This is a genomic window from Nostoc sp. ChiVER01, from assembly GCF_034531155.1.
In the GTDB taxonomy this organism is placed as follows: Bacteria; Cyanobacteriota; Cyanobacteriia; order Cyanobacteriales; family Nostocaceae; genus Nostoc.
Genome location: NZ_JAVRBS010000008.1, coordinates 212,758 through 230,358, shown reverse-complemented (window position 1 = coordinate 230,358; position 17,601 = coordinate 212,758). Strand labels below are relative to the sequence as shown.

The 17,601-nt window shown below is 40.4% G+C and carries 23 protein-coding genes and 1 tRNA gene; 9 read left to right on the top strand and 15 right to left on the bottom strand.

The genetic code is table 11. The annotated features are described in order from the left end of the window. The first annotated feature begins 31 nt into the window (after positions 1-31). From RMY00_RS13630 to RMY00_RS13620, 3 genes are all read left to right on the top strand, one after another. On the top strand, positions 32-985 hold the full coding sequence (locus RMY00_RS13630; protein WP_322648057.1) for an asparaginase: 954 nt from the start codon (positions 32-34) through the stop codon (positions 983-985). A gap of 46 nt (positions 986-1,031) precedes the next feature. Further along, positions 1,032-1,108 (top strand) — tRNA-Met (locus RMY00_RS13625). Positions 1,109-1,213: 105 nt separating this feature from the next. Continuing rightward, the gene (locus RMY00_RS13620; RefSeq protein WP_322648056.1) at positions 1,214-2,668 is read left to right on the top strand and encodes a YcjF family protein; all 1,455 of its coding nucleotides are present in this window, start codon (positions 1,214-1,216) and stop codon (positions 2,666-2,668) included. Positions 2,669-2,821: 153 nt separating this feature from the next. Here RMY00_RS13620 and RMY00_RS13615 read toward each other — a convergent pair whose 3' ends face one another. Next, positions 2,822-3,871 carry an anti-sigma factor antagonist gene (locus RMY00_RS13615; RefSeq protein ID WP_322648055.1) on the bottom strand — a complete coding sequence of 350 codons (1,050 nt, stop codon included), beginning with the start codon at positions 3,869-3,871 and terminating at the stop codon, positions 2,822-2,824. 198 nt (positions 3,872-4,069) lie between these two features. On the opposite strand from RMY00_RS13615, the gene RMY00_RS13610 reads away from it, so the two are divergent. Further along, positions 4,070-4,867, top strand: coding sequence for a 7-carboxy-7-deazaguanine synthase QueE (locus RMY00_RS13610; RefSeq protein ID WP_322648054.1), 798 nt, complete (start codon positions 4,070-4,072; stop codon positions 4,865-4,867). A 208-nt stretch (positions 4,868-5,075) separates the two neighbouring features. Here the strand turns inward: RMY00_RS13610 and RMY00_RS13605 are convergent, their stop codons facing one another. From RMY00_RS13605 to RMY00_RS13590, 4 genes are all read right to left on the bottom strand, one after another. After that, entirely contained in the window at positions 5,076-5,720 is a 645-nt protein-coding gene (locus RMY00_RS13605) for a DUF3318 domain-containing protein (protein WP_322648053.1), read from the bottom strand. A 77-nt stretch (positions 5,721-5,797) separates the two neighbouring features. Continuing rightward, positions 5,798-6,355, bottom strand: a complete 558-nt coding sequence (locus RMY00_RS13600; RefSeq protein ID WP_322648052.1) for a hypothetical protein — start codon at positions 6,353-6,355, stop codon at positions 5,798-5,800. A 356-nt stretch (positions 6,356-6,711) separates the two neighbouring features. Beyond that, the gene (locus RMY00_RS13595) at positions 6,712-6,921 is read right to left on the bottom strand and encodes a hypothetical protein (protein ID WP_322648051.1); all 210 of its coding nucleotides are present in this window, start codon (positions 6,919-6,921) and stop codon (positions 6,712-6,714) included. Next, positions 6,872-7,666, bottom strand: a complete 795-nt coding sequence (locus RMY00_RS13590; RefSeq protein ID WP_322648050.1) for a methyltransferase domain-containing protein — start codon at positions 7,664-7,666, stop codon at positions 6,872-6,874. The genes RMY00_RS13595 and RMY00_RS13590 overlap by 50 nt, the downstream gene beginning before the upstream one ends. Positions 7,667-7,770: 104 nt before the next feature. Between RMY00_RS13590 and RMY00_RS13585 the strand changes: the two genes are divergently transcribed. Beyond that, on the top strand, positions 7,771-8,655 hold the full coding sequence (locus RMY00_RS13585) for a LysR family transcriptional regulator (RefSeq protein ID WP_322648049.1): 885 nt from the start codon (positions 7,771-7,773) through the stop codon (positions 8,653-8,655). A 4-nt stretch (positions 8,656-8,659) separates the two neighbouring features. On the opposite strand, the gene RMY00_RS13580 is transcribed toward RMY00_RS13585, so the two are convergent. Both RMY00_RS13580 and RMY00_RS13575 read right to left on the bottom strand, forming a co-directional pair. Beyond that, a complete protein-coding gene (locus tag RMY00_RS13580; RefSeq protein ID WP_322648048.1) occupies positions 8,660-9,286 on the bottom strand; it encodes a retropepsin-like domain-containing protein in 627 nt (208 codons plus the stop codon). A 99-nt stretch (positions 9,287-9,385) separates the two neighbouring features. After that, positions 9,386-9,571, bottom strand: coding sequence for a hypothetical protein (locus RMY00_RS13575; RefSeq protein WP_322648047.1), 186 nt, complete (start codon positions 9,569-9,571; stop codon positions 9,386-9,388). A gap of 135 nt (positions 9,572-9,706) precedes the next feature. On the opposite strand from RMY00_RS13575, the gene RMY00_RS13570 reads away from it, so the two are divergent. Together RMY00_RS13570 and RMY00_RS13565 are read left to right on the top strand one after the other, a co-directional pair. Continuing rightward, a complete protein-coding gene (locus RMY00_RS13570) occupies positions 9,707-10,120 on the top strand; it encodes a XisH family protein (RefSeq protein ID WP_322648046.1) in 414 nt (137 codons plus the stop codon). Then, positions 10,108-10,440, top strand: a complete 333-nt coding sequence (locus tag RMY00_RS13565) for a XisI protein (protein ID WP_322648045.1) — start codon at positions 10,108-10,110, stop codon at positions 10,438-10,440. The genes RMY00_RS13570 and RMY00_RS13565 overlap by 13 nt, the downstream gene beginning before the upstream one ends. 173 nt (positions 10,441-10,613) lie before the next feature. Here RMY00_RS13565 and RMY00_RS13560 read toward each other — a convergent pair whose 3' ends face one another. Continuing rightward, positions 10,614-10,874: a Txe/YoeB family addiction module toxin gene (locus tag RMY00_RS13560; RefSeq protein ID WP_322648111.1), complete on the bottom strand. Its 261-nt coding sequence runs from the start codon at positions 10,872-10,874 to the stop codon at positions 10,614-10,616. After that, complete coding sequence (locus RMY00_RS13555) at positions 10,855-11,106, bottom strand: hypothetical protein (protein ID WP_322648044.1); 252 nt, start codon at positions 11,104-11,106, stop codon at positions 10,855-10,857. Before RMY00_RS13555 ends, RMY00_RS13560 begins: the two co-directional genes overlap by 20 nt. Before the next feature lie 237 nt (positions 11,107-11,343). Between RMY00_RS13555 and RMY00_RS13550 the strand changes: the two genes are divergently transcribed. Further along, on the top strand, positions 11,344-12,156 hold the full coding sequence (locus RMY00_RS13550) for a hypothetical protein (protein WP_322648043.1): 813 nt from the start codon (positions 11,344-11,346) through the stop codon (positions 12,154-12,156). Next, on the top strand, positions 12,120-12,449 hold the full coding sequence (locus RMY00_RS13545; protein ID WP_322648042.1) for a hypothetical protein: 330 nt from the start codon (positions 12,120-12,122) through the stop codon (positions 12,447-12,449). The genes RMY00_RS13550 and RMY00_RS13545 overlap by 37 nt, the downstream gene beginning before the upstream one ends. 36 nt (positions 12,450-12,485) lie before the next feature. Here the strand turns inward: RMY00_RS13545 and RMY00_RS13540 are convergent, their stop codons facing one another. The 6 genes from RMY00_RS13540 to RMY00_RS13515 all read right to left on the bottom strand — a co-directional run bounded on the left by RMY00_RS13540 (position 12,486) and on the right by RMY00_RS13515 (position 17,572). Next, on the bottom strand, positions 12,486-12,902 hold the full coding sequence (locus RMY00_RS13540) for a putative toxin-antitoxin system toxin component, PIN family (RefSeq protein WP_322648041.1): 417 nt from the start codon (positions 12,900-12,902) through the stop codon (positions 12,486-12,488). Further along, positions 12,892-13,119, bottom strand: coding sequence for a hypothetical protein (locus tag RMY00_RS13535; protein WP_322648040.1), 228 nt, complete (start codon positions 13,117-13,119; stop codon positions 12,892-12,894). The genes RMY00_RS13540 and RMY00_RS13535 overlap by 11 nt, the downstream gene beginning before the upstream one ends. Before the next feature lie 257 nt (positions 13,120-13,376). Next, a complete protein-coding gene (locus tag RMY00_RS13530; RefSeq protein ID WP_322648039.1) occupies positions 13,377-14,780 on the bottom strand; it encodes a ferredoxin:protochlorophyllide reductase (ATP-dependent) subunit N in 1,404 nt (467 codons plus the stop codon). A gap of 176 nt (positions 14,781-14,956) precedes the next feature. Beyond that, positions 14,957-15,745: a DUF5331 domain-containing protein gene (locus RMY00_RS13525; protein WP_322648038.1), complete on the bottom strand. Its 789-nt coding sequence runs from the start codon at positions 15,743-15,745 to the stop codon at positions 14,957-14,959. A 32-nt stretch (positions 15,746-15,777) separates the two neighbouring features. Then, the gene (bchL, locus tag RMY00_RS13520; protein WP_012410753.1) at positions 15,778-16,644 is read right to left on the bottom strand and encodes a ferredoxin:protochlorophyllide reductase (ATP-dependent) iron-sulfur ATP-binding protein; all 867 of its coding nucleotides are present in this window, start codon (positions 16,642-16,644) and stop codon (positions 15,778-15,780) included. 673 nt (positions 16,645-17,317) lie between these two features. Beyond that, complete coding sequence (locus RMY00_RS13515) at positions 17,318-17,572, bottom strand: TIGR02450 family Trp-rich protein (RefSeq protein ID WP_322648037.1); 255 nt, start codon at positions 17,570-17,572, stop codon at positions 17,318-17,320. Between the last annotated feature and the right edge of the window lie 29 nt (positions 17,573-17,601).

The following is a 17,601-nucleotide window of genomic DNA, read 5'->3' as shown; positions in this document are numbered from 1 at the left end:
ATTAATTAAAAAAGGTAATAAATATAAACCCATGACAATGGGAAAACGAACTCAAGCCACAGCACTGGAAGTCCGGTTGCTGCGGGAAGGTATTATTGAATCCAGGCATATAGTCCAAGCTGTTGTATGCGACGAACGAGGACGGGTTTTAACCGTTGCCGGAAATTCTGAAACTGCTGCATTTATCCGTTCAGCCCTCAAACCATTTCAGGCACTCGCAGTCACCACCACAGGTACACTGGAACGCTATGACCTCAGCGATCGCGACTTAGCAATTATCACAAGTTCCCATAAAGGAAGAATAGATCAAGTCCGACAGGTATTTAACATCCTTTGGCGGGCCGATCTTGACCCGACTATACTCCAGTGTCCAATTCCTGAAGGTAAGCACAGTCCTCTGGAATACAATTGCTCTGGTAAACATGCGGGAATGTTAGCTGTTTGTCAACAACGTCGTTGGCCTTTGAATAACTACTTGGATCGCAAGCACCCAGTACAGCAGTTGATTTTGGGCAAAGTAGCAGAATTGCTGCGAATGCCAGCTGAAGAATTTATCAGCGCTCATGATGACTGTGGCGCACCAACTTATCTGATGCAACTCGGTCACATGGCATCTTTATATGCACTGTTAGCCTCTAGTACAAACTTGGATATGGAGCGCATTGTCCGGGCGATGACTCACCACCCCGCAATGGTCGCTGGAGATGGAGAATTTGATACGGAACTGATGCGCTTAACTCCAGGGGAACTCGTAAGTAAAACTGGTGCCGAAGGAGTGCAGTGCATTGGTAGACTCGGTGAAGGCTTGGGATTGGCAATCAAAGTTATGGATGGGGCAAAACGAGCAAAATACGCCGTGGCTATTCACTTACTCCAGCAAATGGGTTGGATTAGTCCCAGCGCCGCCGAAAGCCTCTGTGAAAAGTTTGTCACCTTGGGAAAATATAAGCGTTTAGAAGTAATTGGAGAATTATCATTTTTGTAGTTGCCAAACTCTTGACTATAGGTTATGATAAAAAAGTCAAGAGCGACGCGGGATAGAGCAGCCTGGTAGCTCGTCGGGCTCATAACCCGAAGGTCAGTGGTTCAAATCCACTTCCCGCCACCAAATAAAAGATAAAATAAAAACCCTACAATCTTCACCGATTGTAGGGTTTTTATTTTATTTTGATCTATTCTGGAAGAAATAGCCATCTAAAAGGCGCAAAAAATCATGGTTGTGAAGTTGCAGCGACCAATTTTAGTAGGAGGATTAGGACTGTCCTTTTCTCTGTGGATGTTGGACAGTTGGCACGATTCTATAGTACAGGTGGGTGAGTTTGGTTTATTGAGTGCTTTAGCTGTAGGCGGTGGTTTGTGGTTATTCCAAAAAAATCGCTTAAAAGACAGTTTAGAGCAGCTAGATGGTATGGTGGTGGATCGGACGACTGTCGAAAGTGCGATCGCTAAAACTGAAACTGTAATTAATCAACTAGCACAAGAAGCTGAAAACCACACAGCATTAGAGACACTTAGAGAACAAGTTGCCCAACTGTTGTTGGAGTTAGACAGACAAGAAATTAAAGTTGCTGTGACTGGCGGTAAATCCGTAGGTAAAAGCACTTTAATTAAAGTGCTAAAAGAAAATGTCGAGACACGAAACTTAGTGTCTTTAGAAGAAACAGCACCTTTATTTAGAGAAGCAGGTGACAATTCAGATGCAGCTGTTTTAGCCGAAGTGGCAAAATCTGATTTTGTTCTGTTCTTGACAAACGGTGATTTGACAGACTCAGAATTTCAAGCTTTACAGCAGCTAAAAGCAGCAAATCAGCCCACAATTCTGGTTTTGAACAAACAAGATCAGTATTTAGCCGATGAAAGCGCCAGCGTCTTGCTGTCATTAAAACAGCGAATGCAGGGAAATGTAGTTGCAACTGCGGCCTCTCCCATTCCCATCAAAGTCCGAAAGCATGAGACTGATGGTTCTATGCAAGAGTGGATGGAACAACCAGCGCCAAATATCCAACAGTTGACGCAGCAGTTGGGTGAATTGACACAGCAGGGACAACGGCTAGTTTGGTTAACAACCATGAGAAAAGCTGGGTTGTTGAAAGCTGACGCGAAAAACTGGTTGAATGGAACTAGACGCGATCGCGCCACCCCAATTATTGAACAATATCAATGGATAGCTGCTGCTGCTGCTTTTGCTAACCCAGTCCCAGCCCTTGATATCCTAGCGACTGCGGCAATTAATGCTCAGATGGTAATGGATTTAGGTAATATCTATCAGCAGAAATTTTCCTTGGAACAAGCGCAAACTGTAGCTGGAACAATGGGAAGTTTGATGCTGAAACTGGGTTTAGTTGAACTTTCTACAAATGCTATTAGTACTGTCCTCAAAAGTAATGCCATTACCTTTGTTGCTGGCGGCGTAGCGCAGGGAGTAAGTGCAGCTTATCTGACCAGGGTAGCAGGGTTAAGTCTAGTTGAGTATTTCCAACAGCAGGAAATAGCAATAAATTCTGGGACTGGTTTAAATTTGGAGAATTTGCGACAAACCTTACAAAAGGTATTTGGGCAAAATCAGCAGATTGGTTTTTTGCAAGGTTTTGTTAAGCAAAGCATGAAGCATTTGTTACCAGAAGCACAGCAGGTTGAAGTCGTTAGTATTCAGAAAGGGGTGGGATAATTTCATGCAGAAGATTACCAAATTTTAGATTTTAGATTTCTAAAATTAGCTGTAGGTGAACCTAAAATTTACCCAAGCCTAATTTAGGCTTGGGTATATCTAACAATTATTGTGATTAGGAGTTACCAAAAAATTGTGAATAAGGATATTTAGCTAAACAGCACCACTATTTCTATTAAACAGAATAGCTATAGTTTTGAAAATTAGCTTTAAATCGTACACCAAACTCCAATTTTTTTGATACTGCAAATCTAGGCGAATTACATCTTCAAAACTCCGGACTGTAGAACGGCCATTGACTTGCCATTCGCCAGTCATACCGGGTTTAACATCTAAACGTTGCCACTCCGGTACTTCGTAGCGCTCTACTTCATCAGGTGTAGGTGGTCGAGTGCCTACTAAACTCATTTCTCCTTTGAGGACATTCCAAAATTGGGGTAATTCATCAAGACTAGTTCGCCGTAAAAAGCGCCCTATTTTGATAATTCTGGGGTCATTCTCATTTTTGAAAAAAGCACCTTCCACTTGGTTTTGAACTTGGGATTTTTTCGCTTCCGCATCCACACACATAGAGCGGAATTTCCAAATCTTAAACCGTTTTCCCATCCAACCACAACGGATTTGACTAAAGAAAATGGGCCCGGGATCATTAATTTGAATAGCGATCGCAATCGGAATAAATAAAACTCCTGTAATTAATAAACCGACCACAGACCCCACAATGTCTAACAACCGTTTCATCCAAGATGCCACAGAAGGGTGTGTAGTGGGTAACTGCTCTACTTTACGGGAAGTTGTCTTGCGATTATCTACTAAGTCTTCCTGTTGTATTAGCGGCGCATCATCTACAAGCTCTAAGGGGAAAACCTGATCCAATCCCGTGAGTTTTAGGACTGCCATAATTTGAGGTGTTACATTCCGCAGTGTTAATGTAATCCCTTGAGTCTGGGCATATTTAAAATTACTGACTAGAGCACCTAAGCCACTACTATCCATAAAAGTAGTTTGGTGAAAGTCAATAATGATTTGCTTAGGATGTGAATTGGGCTGGATTAAGCTTTGGCAGGTTTGTTTAAAGCCTAAGGCCTCCAGCACACTCAACCGCTTAGGCATTTGCACTATAGCCGTGTCGTTTAGGGAATTAACTGGAAAATCGGCCTCTGTCGGTTGGCTAGTCATGAAGCTCTGCACTTTCGTTGCCATGTATAATGTAATCTGCCAAATATTATTTTGTCCTAGAAAATTACCTAACCTAATATTGGAATCAGTAGTAATAAGGACTAATTTCGATTTACCGGGGCTGAGATTGGAGATCGCTAGCGACGATTCACAATAGAACAAGAAGCCAAAAAACATCCTTGTTGTTGTGCCGACGCAGCGCGATCGCGTTGCTCTCATCAAATGATTACTAAAAATACGGTTACACCTACCGCACGCCTGATTGAAATCTTTTCTGCCATTCAAGGGGAAGGACTAAATGTAGGGACGCGTCAGATATTTATTCGTTTTGCTTTGTGTGATTTGCGCTGTAACTTTTGTGATAGTGTCCACACTTGGAATGCACCTACTAGTTGTCGGATAGAGCGATCGCCTGGATTGCGCGACTTTGAAATCCACTCTAACCCTGTCTCTCTACCCATATTAATTGAATGGATTGAACGACAAAATGTACCTTCTCTACACGATAGCATTAGCTTAACTGGAGGCGAACCACTTCTTCATGCCCCATTTCTAACCCAGTTTCTCCCCGAAGTGCGAGCCATAACTGGTCTACCTATATACTTAGAAACTGGCGGACATCGCCCAGAACAACTAGCAATGATTCTCCCTTACTTAGACTCTGTAGGTATGGATTTAAAATTGCCCAGTGTTAGTGGCGAAAGTCATTGGCAAGAACATGCTAAATTTCTCCAATTATGTCATGACTCATATTTAAATGTTTTTGTCAAGATAATTGTGTCTCAAAACACAGATCCAGCCGAGTTGGAACGTTCAGCTTTGTTGGTGGCAGAGGTTAGTCCAGATATCTCAGTATTTTTACAACCTGTTACGCCTTTAGCAGTATCTGAACAATTCTCATCCATACCTGTGTTTGCCCCGACGGCTGATCAAGTTTTAACGTGGCAAGCTTTGATGAAGGGCTTTCTCAGGTATGTACGTGTGATCCCACAGACGCATAAAATGCTGAACCAACTGTAAAATTTGAGTTTGATAAAGATGTAATCAAGAAAAAAGTAAGATTTAATGAAATCGTCATTGCTGCCGCTAATCAGGGAGGCAGCAGCCCCCTTAGTAGGCATTCCCACTCGGAGGCTGTTAACGAGGAAAACAGTAAGGAGTTTGAAGTTCACTCATAATTCATAACTCATAACTCCTGTACAGACGCGATTAATCGAGTCTCTCCTAATTACAACCCGCCCTCATCTGGAGTTTTGGATTTAGCTTTTGCCTTATTAGCACTGCGTTTAAGGGCAGAGAGCCTTGCTTCGTACTTCGACCGTTGGCGCTTACTAGGAGTATTGTCAATCAGGGTTTTCAAGGCGCTACCTAGACTCTTGTAGGCATTGGGGAGGGTATAACCAAACCGAGTTGCCAAAGCGATCGCTTTCTCATCAGCATTCAGCAATTCTCTCAGTTGTTTTTCTCCACTATTTTTTTGGTACAATCGCCAGCCTGACACGCCACACAGCGACAAAGCTAACACCAGAAGCAATCCATCTTGTACCCACAATTCGCCGACAGCACCACCTAAACCGATGGCTAATGCTGCCATTTCCCAACCATCTTTAGGAATCGTGTCATTTTGAACGCGAGCAACTTCATGCCAGAACAGCAGATTACGCTGATCCATTGCGAGGGCATCCCATTTCACCAGGTCAATTTGAATTTCTACCTGGTCTTTACCAATTTCTTCGCAACGAACCAGGGGTGGATTGACTTCAGTTGTGCCTTCAACCGTGACCCAGCTCTGTAATTCTGGCGGTAGTAAGCCTTTCAACCGCCGTAGTTCACTCATTTCCGCTTTGGCAGAGGAGGTTGCATAGGATGTCATAATATCCAGCCCCAGAAAATTTCAGTATATAGTGAGGGTATCACTTTGGAGTATAGCGATTTAAGTGATGATCCGTCTCACTCACCCTTAAAACTTCCTCGCTTTTTTCTCGCTTCCATTGCCTTTTCTAGCAAATCTAGCAATCCTGGAGCTTCTTCTTGGATACTGAGTAACAGTCTTTCCCCAAGTTCTATATTCCCCGGATCAAAACCTGTTGCCATAACTTCTTTCAGGCGAGGTATTGCTATGCTATCGACAATCTGGATTAACCCACTGAGACAACGGTGAAATTGTTTTTCTGTGAGAATCGAGTCTTCTAAAGGAAACTCAATAATGGCACGAATTTCGCCATCAGATGGGTCATACTCCCATTGCAACATTTTGGTTTCCCAGGAAATGGCAAGCATTGTCTGGAGGATAACTGCCTTGTGAGGATGGTCTTGAATTCCTGCTAGAACTTGAGGGGCAAATACCCGGAAAAATTTTCCCTCTTCATCCAGTTGGACAACTATTAGAAAATCTTCTAAGTTATCAGCCTCCACACCTGTTATAATTCGGTCTTCTTGATCATCAAAACGGTAGTCCCAACCAAGGTTATCTAAATAGTTGGCAATCTGTTTGAGGTTAGCTCCCATAAAAGCCTCATAAGGAACGTGGAGCAGTTGTTACCAGACCTAGTTTAACCTGCTAGGGGTAGTTGTTTAGGTTGGTTTGGCTACTTGCGATGTCTCCGACGGGCTACGCCTACGCATAGAAGTATGCAATTAGGGTATTGGACATTGAAAATAATAAAAATAGATGATCGTTCGGCGCTGTGAATGATATTTCCTGAAGGAATTTTGTTAATTATTAAAGAAGCAAAAATCACTATTTTTACAAATCTTAGCCAGTGAAGGATATAGTACTAACTCACTGAAATTTTAATATTTTATTTACAAGCAACAAATCGTTTTCACTGAATGATTGTAGTGAGCAATATTTTTTTGATTATCTAGTAAGTTATGAAGTTCATGCGTAACTCAGCTTTAATTCTAGCGATCGCAAAGACTAGAGATGCGATCGCTCCTTGTGTTGAAGAGTCAGGACAAACAGCAAGTATATTTGCCACTCCAAGCAGTAATCCAGCAGCAGTAGCAACTCGAAATATTAATTTAACCTTTCCATCCCACAACTTCACACCAAGCAGCAGCAAAAAATCCATCTGGGTGCTGACTCCATTCTCGTAAAGCACGACTCATTGCTGTAAGCGCTCCCTCATCAGTCCAACCTTTCTCTACAGCTCCATCCAACTTTCCAGAAGCCTCAATTCGCAGCGCCAAATATTCTGTAGCTTCACTCAGTGGCTCAGAACATTGATAAGAAGCCGAAGCTTGGATATTAGTAAACCCACTTTGGCGCAGCAAGGCGCGTAACTCTCTACCTACGTAAGGATTACCAAAATTTTGCTGCTGGAGCCACTTGTAATAAGCAAATGCTTTTTCCAGTTCTGGTGTAGACGGTGCAATCAAAAACCCGCCCCAGTCAGGACTACGAAGCCCAACAATTCCCCCCGGTTTCAAAACTCGCCACAGTTCTCGTAACGCCTGCGCTGGTTCTTGGAGATGCTCAAACAGCGCATGGGAAAAGATTGCATCAAATGAGTTATCTGGGAAGGGTAAAGCATATATATTTCCCTCCAGAAAATTAGCATTACTAACACCTTGAGTAAAAGCACTCTCAGCAGCTATCTGGATTTGAGAGGCTTCTCGATCAATACCTGTAAGCGTACCAGGGAAAATTGCTTTTGCTAAACCCAAAGCGATCGTCCCAGGCCCGCAACCGCAATCTAACAATTTTATACCTGGACGTAAATAAGGCTTGAAAAACGCACCATGAGTATCTAAGCTGCGTTTTGCCATAAAATTCGTCGCATTACTTGAATAGCCTGGAGTATACTTTTCCTGCATTGCTCTGATTCCCCGCAATATTTGTATGAGTATCATAAGCAGGGGCTTTTCAGATGTCCAATATATATTTAAATAAAATTGAAACTTATAAAATATAAAAAAAAATGGAATTGCGACATTTGCGCTACTTTATTGCTGTCGCTGAAGAACTGCACTTCAGTAGAGCCGCCGAGCGATTGCACATTGCTCAACCGCCTTTAAGCCAACAAATTCAGCAACTAGAAACACAATTGGGAGTAGAACTGTTTCAGCGTAAAACCAAGCGACAGGTGCAGTTGACGGAAGCTGGACAAGTATTTTTGCAAGAAACTTATCAACTTTTGTCTCAACTAGAAAAAGCAATTGAGCTAACCCAAAAAACGGGAAGAGGTGAAAAGGGACAACTACGAATTGGGTTTACCAGTTTGGTAACTTATGATTTACTTCCTGTAATTTTGCGACACTTTCGAGAACAGTTTCCAGAAGTAGAGTTGATTTTGCAAGAATTAACTACAACTCAGCAGGAACAAGCGCTACAAGAACGCCGCATCCATGTGGGTTTTGCCCATCCACCGTTAGAAGACAACACACTCAATCAAAAGTGCATTCAGCAAGAAGCTTTAATTGTGGCTATGTTAGAAACTCATCCCTTAGCTGAACAAGAAAAGATTTTAGTGCGATCGCTAGTAAACGAAAACTTTATCATGTTCCCTCGCCATTTGGGCCCCGGACTTTACGACCAAATCGTAAGTCTTTGCCAGCAAGGAAATTTCAGCCCGAAAGTGACTCAAGAAGCGATTCAGATGCAGACAATTATCGGATTGGTTTCAGCAGGAATGGGGATTGCGATCGTACCGTCTTCATTGAAAAATCTTCAAAGGGTTGGTGTAGTTTATCGCGCTGTAGAGGAGAAAACACCATTAGTAGAAACGGCTATAGTGTGGCGGGAAGAAGATATGACACCTATACTAAGGGAATTTCTGCAACTTGTCAGAAGTATCTGTGGTTAATTGATTAGTTGTCTCCACGCCAGGTAAAAATAATTTGTTCATCAGCTTGCCTAAACTCAATATTAAATTTATCAAATACAACTTCTCTTCCTAGAAGTAATTGTTCTCCACCTGTATTAGTTTGTAACCATGCCACAGTCGCAATAAAACTGTGTTCATCAATTGTCATTTCAACATTACGTAAAACATACTCAACTCTTCCGCCAATGGTTTCTGCTAATAACGTTGATTCAGCATCAGCCAAAGCGTAGCCTAAATCTTGACCGACTTTTAAGGAAATTAAACTTAATTCAGCACCAGAGTCTACTAACATTATTGTAAAAACTTCTATATCTCTATGCTTCAGCTTTACATGATAATTTGGTTGCCAGTCATGCCGAGCAATTGTACGAAAGCGAATTGGTAGAATTTGGATAGAAGCGGTGCGACGTGGAACTAAGTAAATTACAAATAGCTGTTTTGAAGCCTCTGCCAATTCTATAACTTCACGCAGATTTTCACTGTGAGCGATTAAGCCATTAGCATTGTAAGCAATATATTGATTTTTATATAAATCTAATAACATTTGGCGATTCTGGTTTAGCCACTTCAGCATTTGCTGACTTTCATCGGGAGAGGGCGTTTTATTCATAGATTTTTTTATGAGTTTTTGATTTTAGAAGATAGTTTTATCTTCTGCATTTGGTGTTTTAATTAACACGATCATTTTTATAACAGTTTCCAATACTGCTCAGTTAAGAATATTGGTAGGTTGGGCTGAACGAAGTGAAACCCAATAAACCCAGCAAAATATTGGGTTTCGTTCCTCAACCCAACCTACACATTTTGATTTACTCGCGTCTTTATTACCATATTCTAACTGTATCTGACTGAGATAGGCTTTGAGCGATCGCTCTATCATCTGCGGTTTGTTCAATCCTCTCGATCATTACAATCGATCTTTTTTTGTGTTAATCTACTTATTTAGTTAAGAAAATTTCGCTAGCTTGTCAATGTATTATTAAAATAGAAATTCTTATATCAAGCGCCGCCATAAATTGGAATTAAACCTGTGTCTGCTAAAGATGCTTTTCATACAATTGTAAAAACAGCACTTCAGAAAGAAGGGTGGTTAATCACTCACGATCCTTATACTCTCCAGGCGGGAACCCTTGAGCTATATATTGATTTAGGAGCAGAAAAAGTTATTGCAGCCGAAAAACAAGGACAAAAAATAGCTGTTGAAATTAAGAGTTTTCTAAGTCCGTCAAAAATAACAGAACTTTATGCTGCATTAGGACAATTTATTATTTACCGAATTGCTTTACAAAAACAAGAAGCTAATCGTACTTTATATTTAGCAGTTCCTAGTACTGTTTATAATGATTTTTTTATACTTCCATTTATCCAATCTGTAATTAAAACTAATCAATGTTTACTAATTTATAATATTGAACAGGAGGCAATAGACCAATGGCAAAGCTAGACGAATATCGACAATATATTAAGAATTTACTTCAACAACACGCTAGTATTGTTTGGGATAATCGCATTCAAGCACAGACAATTTTTGATACAGAACACGATCGTTATCAATTAGTTTATGTAGGTTGGCGCGATCAAAACCGCATATATGGGCCTGTTCTCCATCTAGATATTATTGACGAAAAAATCTGGATTCAGCAAGATGGAACAGAGATAGGAATTGCGAATGAATTGGTTGATTTAGGTGTCCCAAAAGAGGATATTGTTTTAGGTTTTCAGTTACCTTCTGTGCGTAAATATACAGATTTTGCTATTAATTAAGGGTGGGTTTCAAGCCGCGTTCAACAGTCACCTTTAAGGCTTTTGATAATAATTTCAGCCATTTCTACCAGCTTGCCTTTTACTTATGATTGTATCTGCGATTGCTCTGCATCTTCTGGTTAAAAAGAGCGATCACCTGAACTAAAACAATATCCCAGCCTTAATAACCTTTATTACTCATAATGATATTTGCAAGTCAAAATAATCAATAAATCTTCTTGCACTTTGTAAACTAATCTATGTTCATCTGTGATCCGCCTTGACCAGTAACCTTGTAGTTCATATTTTAATGGTTCTGGCTTCCCCATACCCGCAAAAGGATCTCTTTGTATATCTCTAATCAGTGCTAATATTTTTTTGAAAATTTTCTTGTCTTCTGTTGCCCACTGTGCTAATTGTTCAAAAGCTTCTGGTTCAAAGGCAACTTTTTTCATATTCATCTAAATCTACATAAATTAGGTTTCCTTCTTCTACATTCTCTAAAGCTTTGAGCAAATGTTTTTTATTAGTTTTGGATTTCAAAAGATAGGTAGTTTCATCTTCTTCAATTGTTGTTTCAACTAACACGATGACTTCTACAACAGTTCCTTCTGGTAATTCCGTTGAAGACAGTTCAATCTTGCCATCTTTTCCAACAATAGTCTTTTGTTTAATTCCACTAAGCATAATTCATATTTACTCTCATCTTTACACCCTATTTTAACTGTATATGACTTAGATGAGATTTTAGCGATCGCTTTTCTTTGTTAGCGTGGGCGGTTCGTTAAAAAGAGCGATCGCTATTGCGTAAACTACAACTTAAATTGTGAATACTGAGTAAAGCGTAGGTATTTGCTGTGCAGAATCGAAGCGACTACCTTCCAGACATTACGATACTGAAATTTTAGCAAATAGGAGAAAATTATGAGTTTACCAGTTACAGTCACCTTTATGCTTGCTGATTGGATTGTCAAAGGACTAACAGATGGAACTCTTGAACGGGTTGGAGGTGTAATTAGGGAAGTAGGCAGTAAGCGAGTAATTACTTGGTTAAGAGAGGTTAATTCATCTCCTTCTAAAGATTTAGCTTTGCAGGTAACTAGTGCAGCCAGTATATTAAACCTGGGTGTCTCAGTTATAGGCTTTGTTGTAATAGCACAACGGCTTAAGGAATTAGAACAACGCTTACAACAAGCACAAAAAGTCTTAAATAACATCAATCGCAAACTTGACCTTAGTTTCTATGCAAATTTTCGTGCTGCAATCGAATTAGCAAATAATGCTTTTACAATGACCAACACTGAAAATCGTAGAAACAGCGCCCTACAAGCTATTAACCGTTTTTTAGAAACAGAGCATATTTATGCTGAATACACCGATATTGAAATTGAGCAAAAAAGCCAAATTATTAATGAATATCTACTAACTTTATCTTTAGCTTACCTAGCTGAAGCACGTTGCTATTTAGAATTAGAAGAACATGATACAGCACTTCGCCGCTTTCAAGAAGGAGCAAAAGTTCTCCGTTCACGTATTAAAAAATATATTGACATTGTACTCACTTCTAACCCAGCAGCATACTTACAACCTTGTTACAAAGGTCAGATAGATTTGCGTAGGCTAACACGAATTTACCAGTGGAGTAACCCCAATTTAGATGAAAATGCAGTTTTTGATTGCAACGAGAGAACTTATTTAAAATGGGAGAAAAGTTATATTCTACATATAAATGGGTAGATTCACTCCCACCAGCAATTTTAACTCGTGATGAAGTTCAAGGAGGTTGGTTCGGCCTAGATCATAAGGATTTAAAACAGGAAGCAGATAAACGTCTTCCTAAAGTTATGGAAGCGGTAGAATCTATGATAGAAACCCATTACCGTTTTAAATCTTACCAAATAGAATTGCAAGCAATTTCCCAATTAGGAATCAGCTTTCATGACTGGCTTAAATTAACTCCGTCTACAGAAATTAAACCAGACGGTGCAGAATTAATGTATATAATTCCATCCAACCCTTTAGAGTTATAACCTTCCATCTGAACTAATTACAGGATTAAAGATGAATTAATCAAGGTCAATAAAGTCTCTGGTAGTAATAATCTGGTTTTGATATTCAACTAGGGTCTTGAGTGATAAAAGGTCTTGATCTCCTGTAATTAGAAATTCTGCATTGGCATCTTTAGCAAGTTCTAAAAATTTGTTGTCATCTGGATCTCTACAGGTGTTTATTTGAGATTTTATTTCTATAAATTGACTATACTTTTTAACTATGTTCAAAAAATCTTGTCGGTCTTCATCTGAGATATATTTATCAAACTTAGGTTTATAAATTCGTGTGTTTAATTCTTGATAAGTTTCATCGCTTTGAGCAATTTTGAATTCTTTATAGACTTTATCTAGGGCTTTACGGGCTGTTCCATTAGGGCTTAGAGCAGCACTAATTAACACATTTGTGTCAATGACAAGTAGTTTATGATTCATCGGCGAGTAATTCTTCTAGAATTTCTTCGGTTAATCCTTTGGCTTGAGCATTTCTGCCGATTCTGTCAAAAACACTAAGTAAATCTTCATCTTTATTATTTGAAGAGGTTTTCTTTATTTCTTGAATAAGTTGTTCTTGTTCTTGTACAGAAAGTTGTAGGACAAGATTAAGAATTTGCTCGAAGGTTAGGGGAAGTTGATAGGTTTTTTGAGTCATGGTGAGTTCTGGAGTTAGGAAATAGAAACTTGTTAGTTTTTTTAATCACGTTTGACCTAACTTAAGAAGTAAAAAACTAAGAGTAATATAAAAATTTTAACATTGTTGATTATCCCCATTTCTCCTCTTCTCTGCGTTCTCTATGCCTGGAGCGGTAGCCTACGGCAAGCCGCTTTGCGGTCTACGTAAAAAAAAGGACGAACCCAAAAGTTCGCCCATAACATAGTATTATGCTGTTGCTCAATCCAAACCCAAATCTAAATCTTCGCTTCTTCTCTCACCAACTTATCCCAACCCAAATCTTTCAAATTATTATTCCGACGTAGCGGACGAGTCACCAACTCTAATATGTCACGCGCATTCGTAAAGCCGTGAATTTGAGCAAAAGTGAACTCCACCGACCACTTTGTATTAATACCGCGTGCTTCCAATGGGTTAGCGTGAGCCATACCAGTAATTACCAAATCTGGTTTCAACTCATAAATTCGCTGAAGTTGATTGTAATTATCCGGCTTTTCTACAATCTTTGGCAGAGGTGAATTCATTTCCTGACAAGTTTTCTCCAGCAATGCCAACTCAGCAGCTTGATAGCGCTTATCCATGTACGGAATGCCGATTTCGTGAACTGTCATTCCACAACGGATTAAGAATCTTGCTTGGGAAATCTCCAGCAAGTTATCACCCATGAAGAATACAGATTTGCCACGAATCAGTTTTACGTAATCTTCCAAGCCTGCCCAAATTTGTGCTTCCCGTTCATCTAAACCCTTAGGAGTAATACCGAACACCGAGCAGATTTTCTCAATCCAAGCGCGGGTTCCATCGGGGCCAATGGGGAAGGGTGCGCCAATGAGTTTACACTTGCGGCGGCGCATTAAGGTGGTAGCTGTACGGCTGAGGAAGGGGTTGACACCAGCGACATAATACCCTTCTTCTAATACTGGCAGTTCAGTGAAGCGTTTCGCAGGTAGCCAGCCGGAAACTTTGATGCCTTGTTTTTTCAGTTCCAAGGTTAACTGAGTAACTACGGGATCGGGAAGGGAGCCAAAGAGAACTAAGGGTGGATGATCTACGTATTCAGATTCATCTTGGGCGACATCTTCTTTCTTCTTACCGAAGTTGAGCAACTTAGCGATCGCATTACGTTCACTTTTCTCTGTTTCCGCCACCGGAGCCTTATCAGGACAACGGTTAGCCATTGCTGCTAATACGGTGTCTTCCCCTTGGGTAAAGGCGTAATCTAGACCATTTGCTCGCGCTACAACGATGGGAATCCCAATTTCAGATTCTAATTTTGGTGCTAAACCTTCCAAATCTGTTTTGATAATTTCGGTAGTGCAAGTGCCAATCCAGACAATTACACTAGGATTGCGATCGCGTTTAATTTGCAAGCACAACCGCTTTAACTCTTCATAATCATTCAGCTGTGCTGAAATATCGCCCTCTTCCAACTCTGCCATTGCATAGCGGGGTTCAGCAAAAATCATCACCCCCATCGCATTTTGCAGGAAGTAGCCACAAGTTTTTGTCCCAATTACCAAAAAGAAGCTATCTTCAATTTTTTGGTATAACCACGCCACGCAGCTAATTGGGCAAAAGGTATGGTAATTTCCAGTTTCACATTCAAAGCTTAAAGCTTCTGGTTGTTGAGCGACAGTCATTTTGGTTTTTTCTCCCCTTGATATTTAATGGCAGGTCAACCAATTTTAGATTTTAGATTGATAATTTTGGATTGAAGACTGGGACAACAAAAGTATCCTTTGCCTGACGACAATTTCCCTAATTCCTCATCCAAAATCCCAAATTTAAAACTTAAAATTGCGAGGAACGGCAATAATTAAGCGTTGGGGAAGAGACGGGCAATTTCTGATTCATCAAAAACGCCTGCTGGCAGTTCTTCCCCTAAAAAATCGTTACTTTCTTCAGCTTTTTTTTGCAAAGCTGTTTCATCACTCCAGACATCTGACAACACGTCTTTAAACGCATTCTCATCTAGTGGACTATCTTCAAGCGCCTCGTCTTCATCGAGCTTGATTTCCATTGCATCTGTTGTACCGAAGCCCATGTCCCCAAACTCATCTGCTTCTAAAGTAGAGGTTTTGAGAGACTCTTCTTTTGAGTCGTGTCCGTTTGATAATGAAATATCACCAAAGGCATCTTCGGTTTCCTGTAAATCGCTGAGTTCTAGGCTTTGCTCCTCAGAATCCCCAATTGTGACTTCTTGAATTACCGCCACCGCCGCAAAGCTATTTGTATGAGAATGTGCCAATGTTTCATATTCAGGCTTTTCATCAATGACAGCTGCTGCTTCTTCTACAAATCTCTCTACTTCTGGGTTGGCAAAGCGATTACCAAGAGCGAAATCTGGGTCAAAATGCAAATCCAGTACTTCAATCAGGGTATCAGCATCAGGATTGAGTTTGGCAAAGGGCAACATTAACTGCGCTAGTTTTGGCTCTAGGGCGTTAACAACTCCCAGGATGAGGTAAGAAGGTGGTCGCTTCCCGCCATCAGGTGTGTATACCGATTCTACTTGCATGTGCAGCGTGATCCAGTCCCGATTGTTCTGGAAAAATTGCAACCACTTTTGCTTTAATGAGCCTGTAAAGCTGTGAAAGAATGCCATGTTATTGTCCCCCATCCTGAGAACTTGGTGATTTATACAATCATCAAGTCTAGTTCCTCTTCTGAATTAGGAACCTGGGGTTTTCCCGGATTTAGATAAAAATCAGATAACAAAGAGAACAACTCACGATCTGGTGTGTCATTAGGCACAACACCTTCTGGACGCGCTAGAATTTGGTCGGCGATGTTGAGATAGTAGTCGCAAACGTAGTCTAGGGAAGGATCTTGCTCTGCCATCTCAAACAAAGTCTTACCTTTTACACGAGAAACACGGATATCCTCAATTAAAGGTAAAACTTCTAGAACTGGCATGGGCACAGCTTCTATATATTTTTCGATCAAGTCGCGCTTGGAGGTGCGATTGCCAATTAACCCAGCTAAACGCAGTGGGTGAGTTCGTGCTTTTTCACGGACTGAAGCCGCAATCCGATTTGCCGCAAACAAAGCATCAAAGCCGTTGTCTGTAACGATCAGGCAGTAATCTGCATAGTTGAGTGGTGCTGCAAAACCACCACAAACTACGTCACCCAGAACGTCAAAGAGAATTACATCGTACTCATCAAAGGCGTTGAGTTCTTTAAGTAATTTTACGGTTTCACCGACTACGTATCCACCGCATCCAGCACCCGCAGGAGGCCCACCAGCTTCTACGCAATCCACGCCGCCGTAGCCTTTATAAATTACATCTTCAGGCCAGACATCTTCGTAGTGATAATCCTTTTCTTGGAGGGTGTCGATAATTGTGGGAATCAAAAACCCAGTCAGGGTAAAGGTACTGTCATGTTTGGGGTCGCAACCAATTTGCAGCACTTTTTTGCCACGTTTAGCTAGGGCGACTGATATGTTACAGCTAGTTGTGGATTTACCGATACCACCTTTTCCGTAGACTGCTAGTTTCACTTTTATTTGCCTCTTATAGCTTCTTGTCTAACTTGTGGCTCAAACATTTGCCTTCACCTTTCCTGAGATGGCGATGCGTGAGGTCTGTGAATGTCATTATTGGGCAAATTACATAGAAAAGAAAGTGGCTCTTAATTTGGAAAACGGTCTTATGTGATGAATTAATTCACAATTAGATTTATTTGGGTTTTTATCGCACTTAAAGGCTTTATTAGCTCTAAAAACTAGAAATAAACAATTTTTATTACTTATTTTTATAAAAATAGTTACAAAAAACAAAAAGCTAAAATTGGCTTTTTTGAACGCTTTTCATAGAATTAGCTAATGGTCGAACAACGTGTTTTCAAGGCATTGGGGCGCTGGGTCAAGATTAAGGAGAAGTATATGCAGCCTTATGCTGGAAATATTACTGAAATTTGCGTTAGCGTAGCTCACCAAAGCTATAGCAGATAAATTGCCAGTTTTCAGTCGGTAGTCACAAGCATTTAATTGCTGCTTGAGAGTAAGTTACTCTGATTTTGTAAAAAATTATTAAATTGTCAAATATTTTCCAAGAGCCACGGCAATAGAATTCACGGCTACACAAAACAAAGCCCACCTCCGTGGGCTAAGAGAATAATTTGAGAGTGTGCGTAAGTCCTAAAATTTATTTCAGTCGAGCTATAGAAAGGAATCAGGACACCTCTGTTTCAAGTCCGTGGATTTCCTGTAATGTTTGCCAGCCAGCTTGCCACTGTGAGTTATCTTGTAATAATTTGGCATTTATCCAAAAACGGACTTTCGGATCGCAAGCAGCAACCATTTCGGCGTAAACCCAGTTAGCCTGATTTTTCCGATTTACTACTTGAAAGTGGCGCCAGCCATCAACTTGTTGCTGTGCCGTCCACTTAGAACCAACTAGGTAAGGAAATTTCTGTTTTTTAGTCATTTTTTATTAGTCATTAGTCATTTGTCATT

What these genes read in the sequence shown, in the direction of transcription:
- RMY00_RS13630 (WP_322648057.1), top strand. Translation starts at nt 32, where the DNA reads ATGACAATGGGAAAACGAACTCAAGCCACAGCACTGGAAGTCCGGTTG.
- RMY00_RS13620 (WP_322648056.1), top strand. Translation starts at nt 1,214, where the DNA reads ATGGTTGTGAAGTTGCAGCGACCAATTTTAGTAGGAGGATTAGGACTG.
- RMY00_RS13615 (WP_322648055.1), bottom strand. Translation starts at nt 3,871, where the DNA reads ATGGCAACGAAAGTGCAGAGCTTCATGACTAGCCAACCGACAGAGGCC.
- RMY00_RS13610 (WP_322648054.1), top strand. Translation starts at nt 4,070, where the DNA reads ATGATTACTAAAAATACGGTTACACCTACCGCACGCCTGATTGAAATC.
- RMY00_RS13605 (WP_322648053.1), bottom strand. Translation starts at nt 5,720, where the DNA reads ATGACATCCTATGCAACCTCCTCTGCCAAAGCGGAAATGAGTGAACTA.
- RMY00_RS13600 (WP_322648052.1), bottom strand. Translation starts at nt 6,355, where the DNA reads ATGGGAGCTAACCTCAAACAGATTGCCAACTATTTAGATAACCTTGGT.
- RMY00_RS13595 (WP_322648051.1), bottom strand. Translation starts at nt 6,921, where the DNA reads ATGGATTTTTTGCTGCTGCTTGGTGTGAAGTTGTGGGATGGAAAGGTT.
- RMY00_RS13590 (WP_322648050.1), bottom strand. Translation starts at nt 7,666, where the DNA reads ATGCAGGAAAAGTATACTCCAGGCTATTCAAGTAATGCGACGAATTTT.
- RMY00_RS13585 (WP_322648049.1), top strand. Translation starts at nt 7,771, where the DNA reads ATGGAATTGCGACATTTGCGCTACTTTATTGCTGTCGCTGAAGAACTG.
- RMY00_RS13580 (WP_322648048.1), bottom strand. Translation starts at nt 9,286, where the DNA reads ATGAATAAAACGCCCTCTCCCGATGAAAGTCAGCAAATGCTGAAGTGG.
- RMY00_RS13565 (WP_322648045.1), top strand. Translation starts at nt 10,108, where the DNA reads ATGGCAAAGCTAGACGAATATCGACAATATATTAAGAATTTACTTCAA.
- RMY00_RS13560 (WP_322648111.1), bottom strand. Translation starts at nt 10,874, where the DNA reads ATGAAAAAAGTTGCCTTTGAACCAGAAGCTTTTGAACAATTAGCACAG.
- RMY00_RS13555 (WP_322648044.1), bottom strand. Translation starts at nt 11,106, where the DNA reads ATGCTTAGTGGAATTAAACAAAAGACTATTGTTGGAAAAGATGGCAAG.
- RMY00_RS13550 (WP_322648043.1), top strand. Translation starts at nt 11,344, where the DNA reads ATGAGTTTACCAGTTACAGTCACCTTTATGCTTGCTGATTGGATTGTC.
- RMY00_RS13545 (WP_322648042.1), top strand. Translation starts at nt 12,120, where the DNA reads ATGGGAGAAAAGTTATATTCTACATATAAATGGGTAGATTCACTCCCA.
- RMY00_RS13540 (WP_322648041.1), bottom strand. Translation starts at nt 12,902, where the DNA reads ATGAATCATAAACTACTTGTCATTGACACAAATGTGTTAATTAGTGCT.
- RMY00_RS13535 (WP_322648040.1), bottom strand. Translation starts at nt 13,119, where the DNA reads ATGACTCAAAAAACCTATCAACTTCCCCTAACCTTCGAGCAAATTCTT.
- RMY00_RS13530 (WP_322648039.1), bottom strand. Translation starts at nt 14,780, where the DNA reads ATGACTGTCGCTCAACAACCAGAAGCTTTAAGCTTTGAATGTGAAACT.
- RMY00_RS13525 (WP_322648038.1), bottom strand. Translation starts at nt 15,745, where the DNA reads ATGGCATTCTTTCACAGCTTTACAGGCTCATTAAAGCAAAAGTGGTTG.
- RMY00_RS13515 (WP_322648037.1), bottom strand. Translation starts at nt 17,572, where the DNA reads ATGACTAAAAAACAGAAATTTCCTTACCTAGTTGGTTCTAAGTGGACG.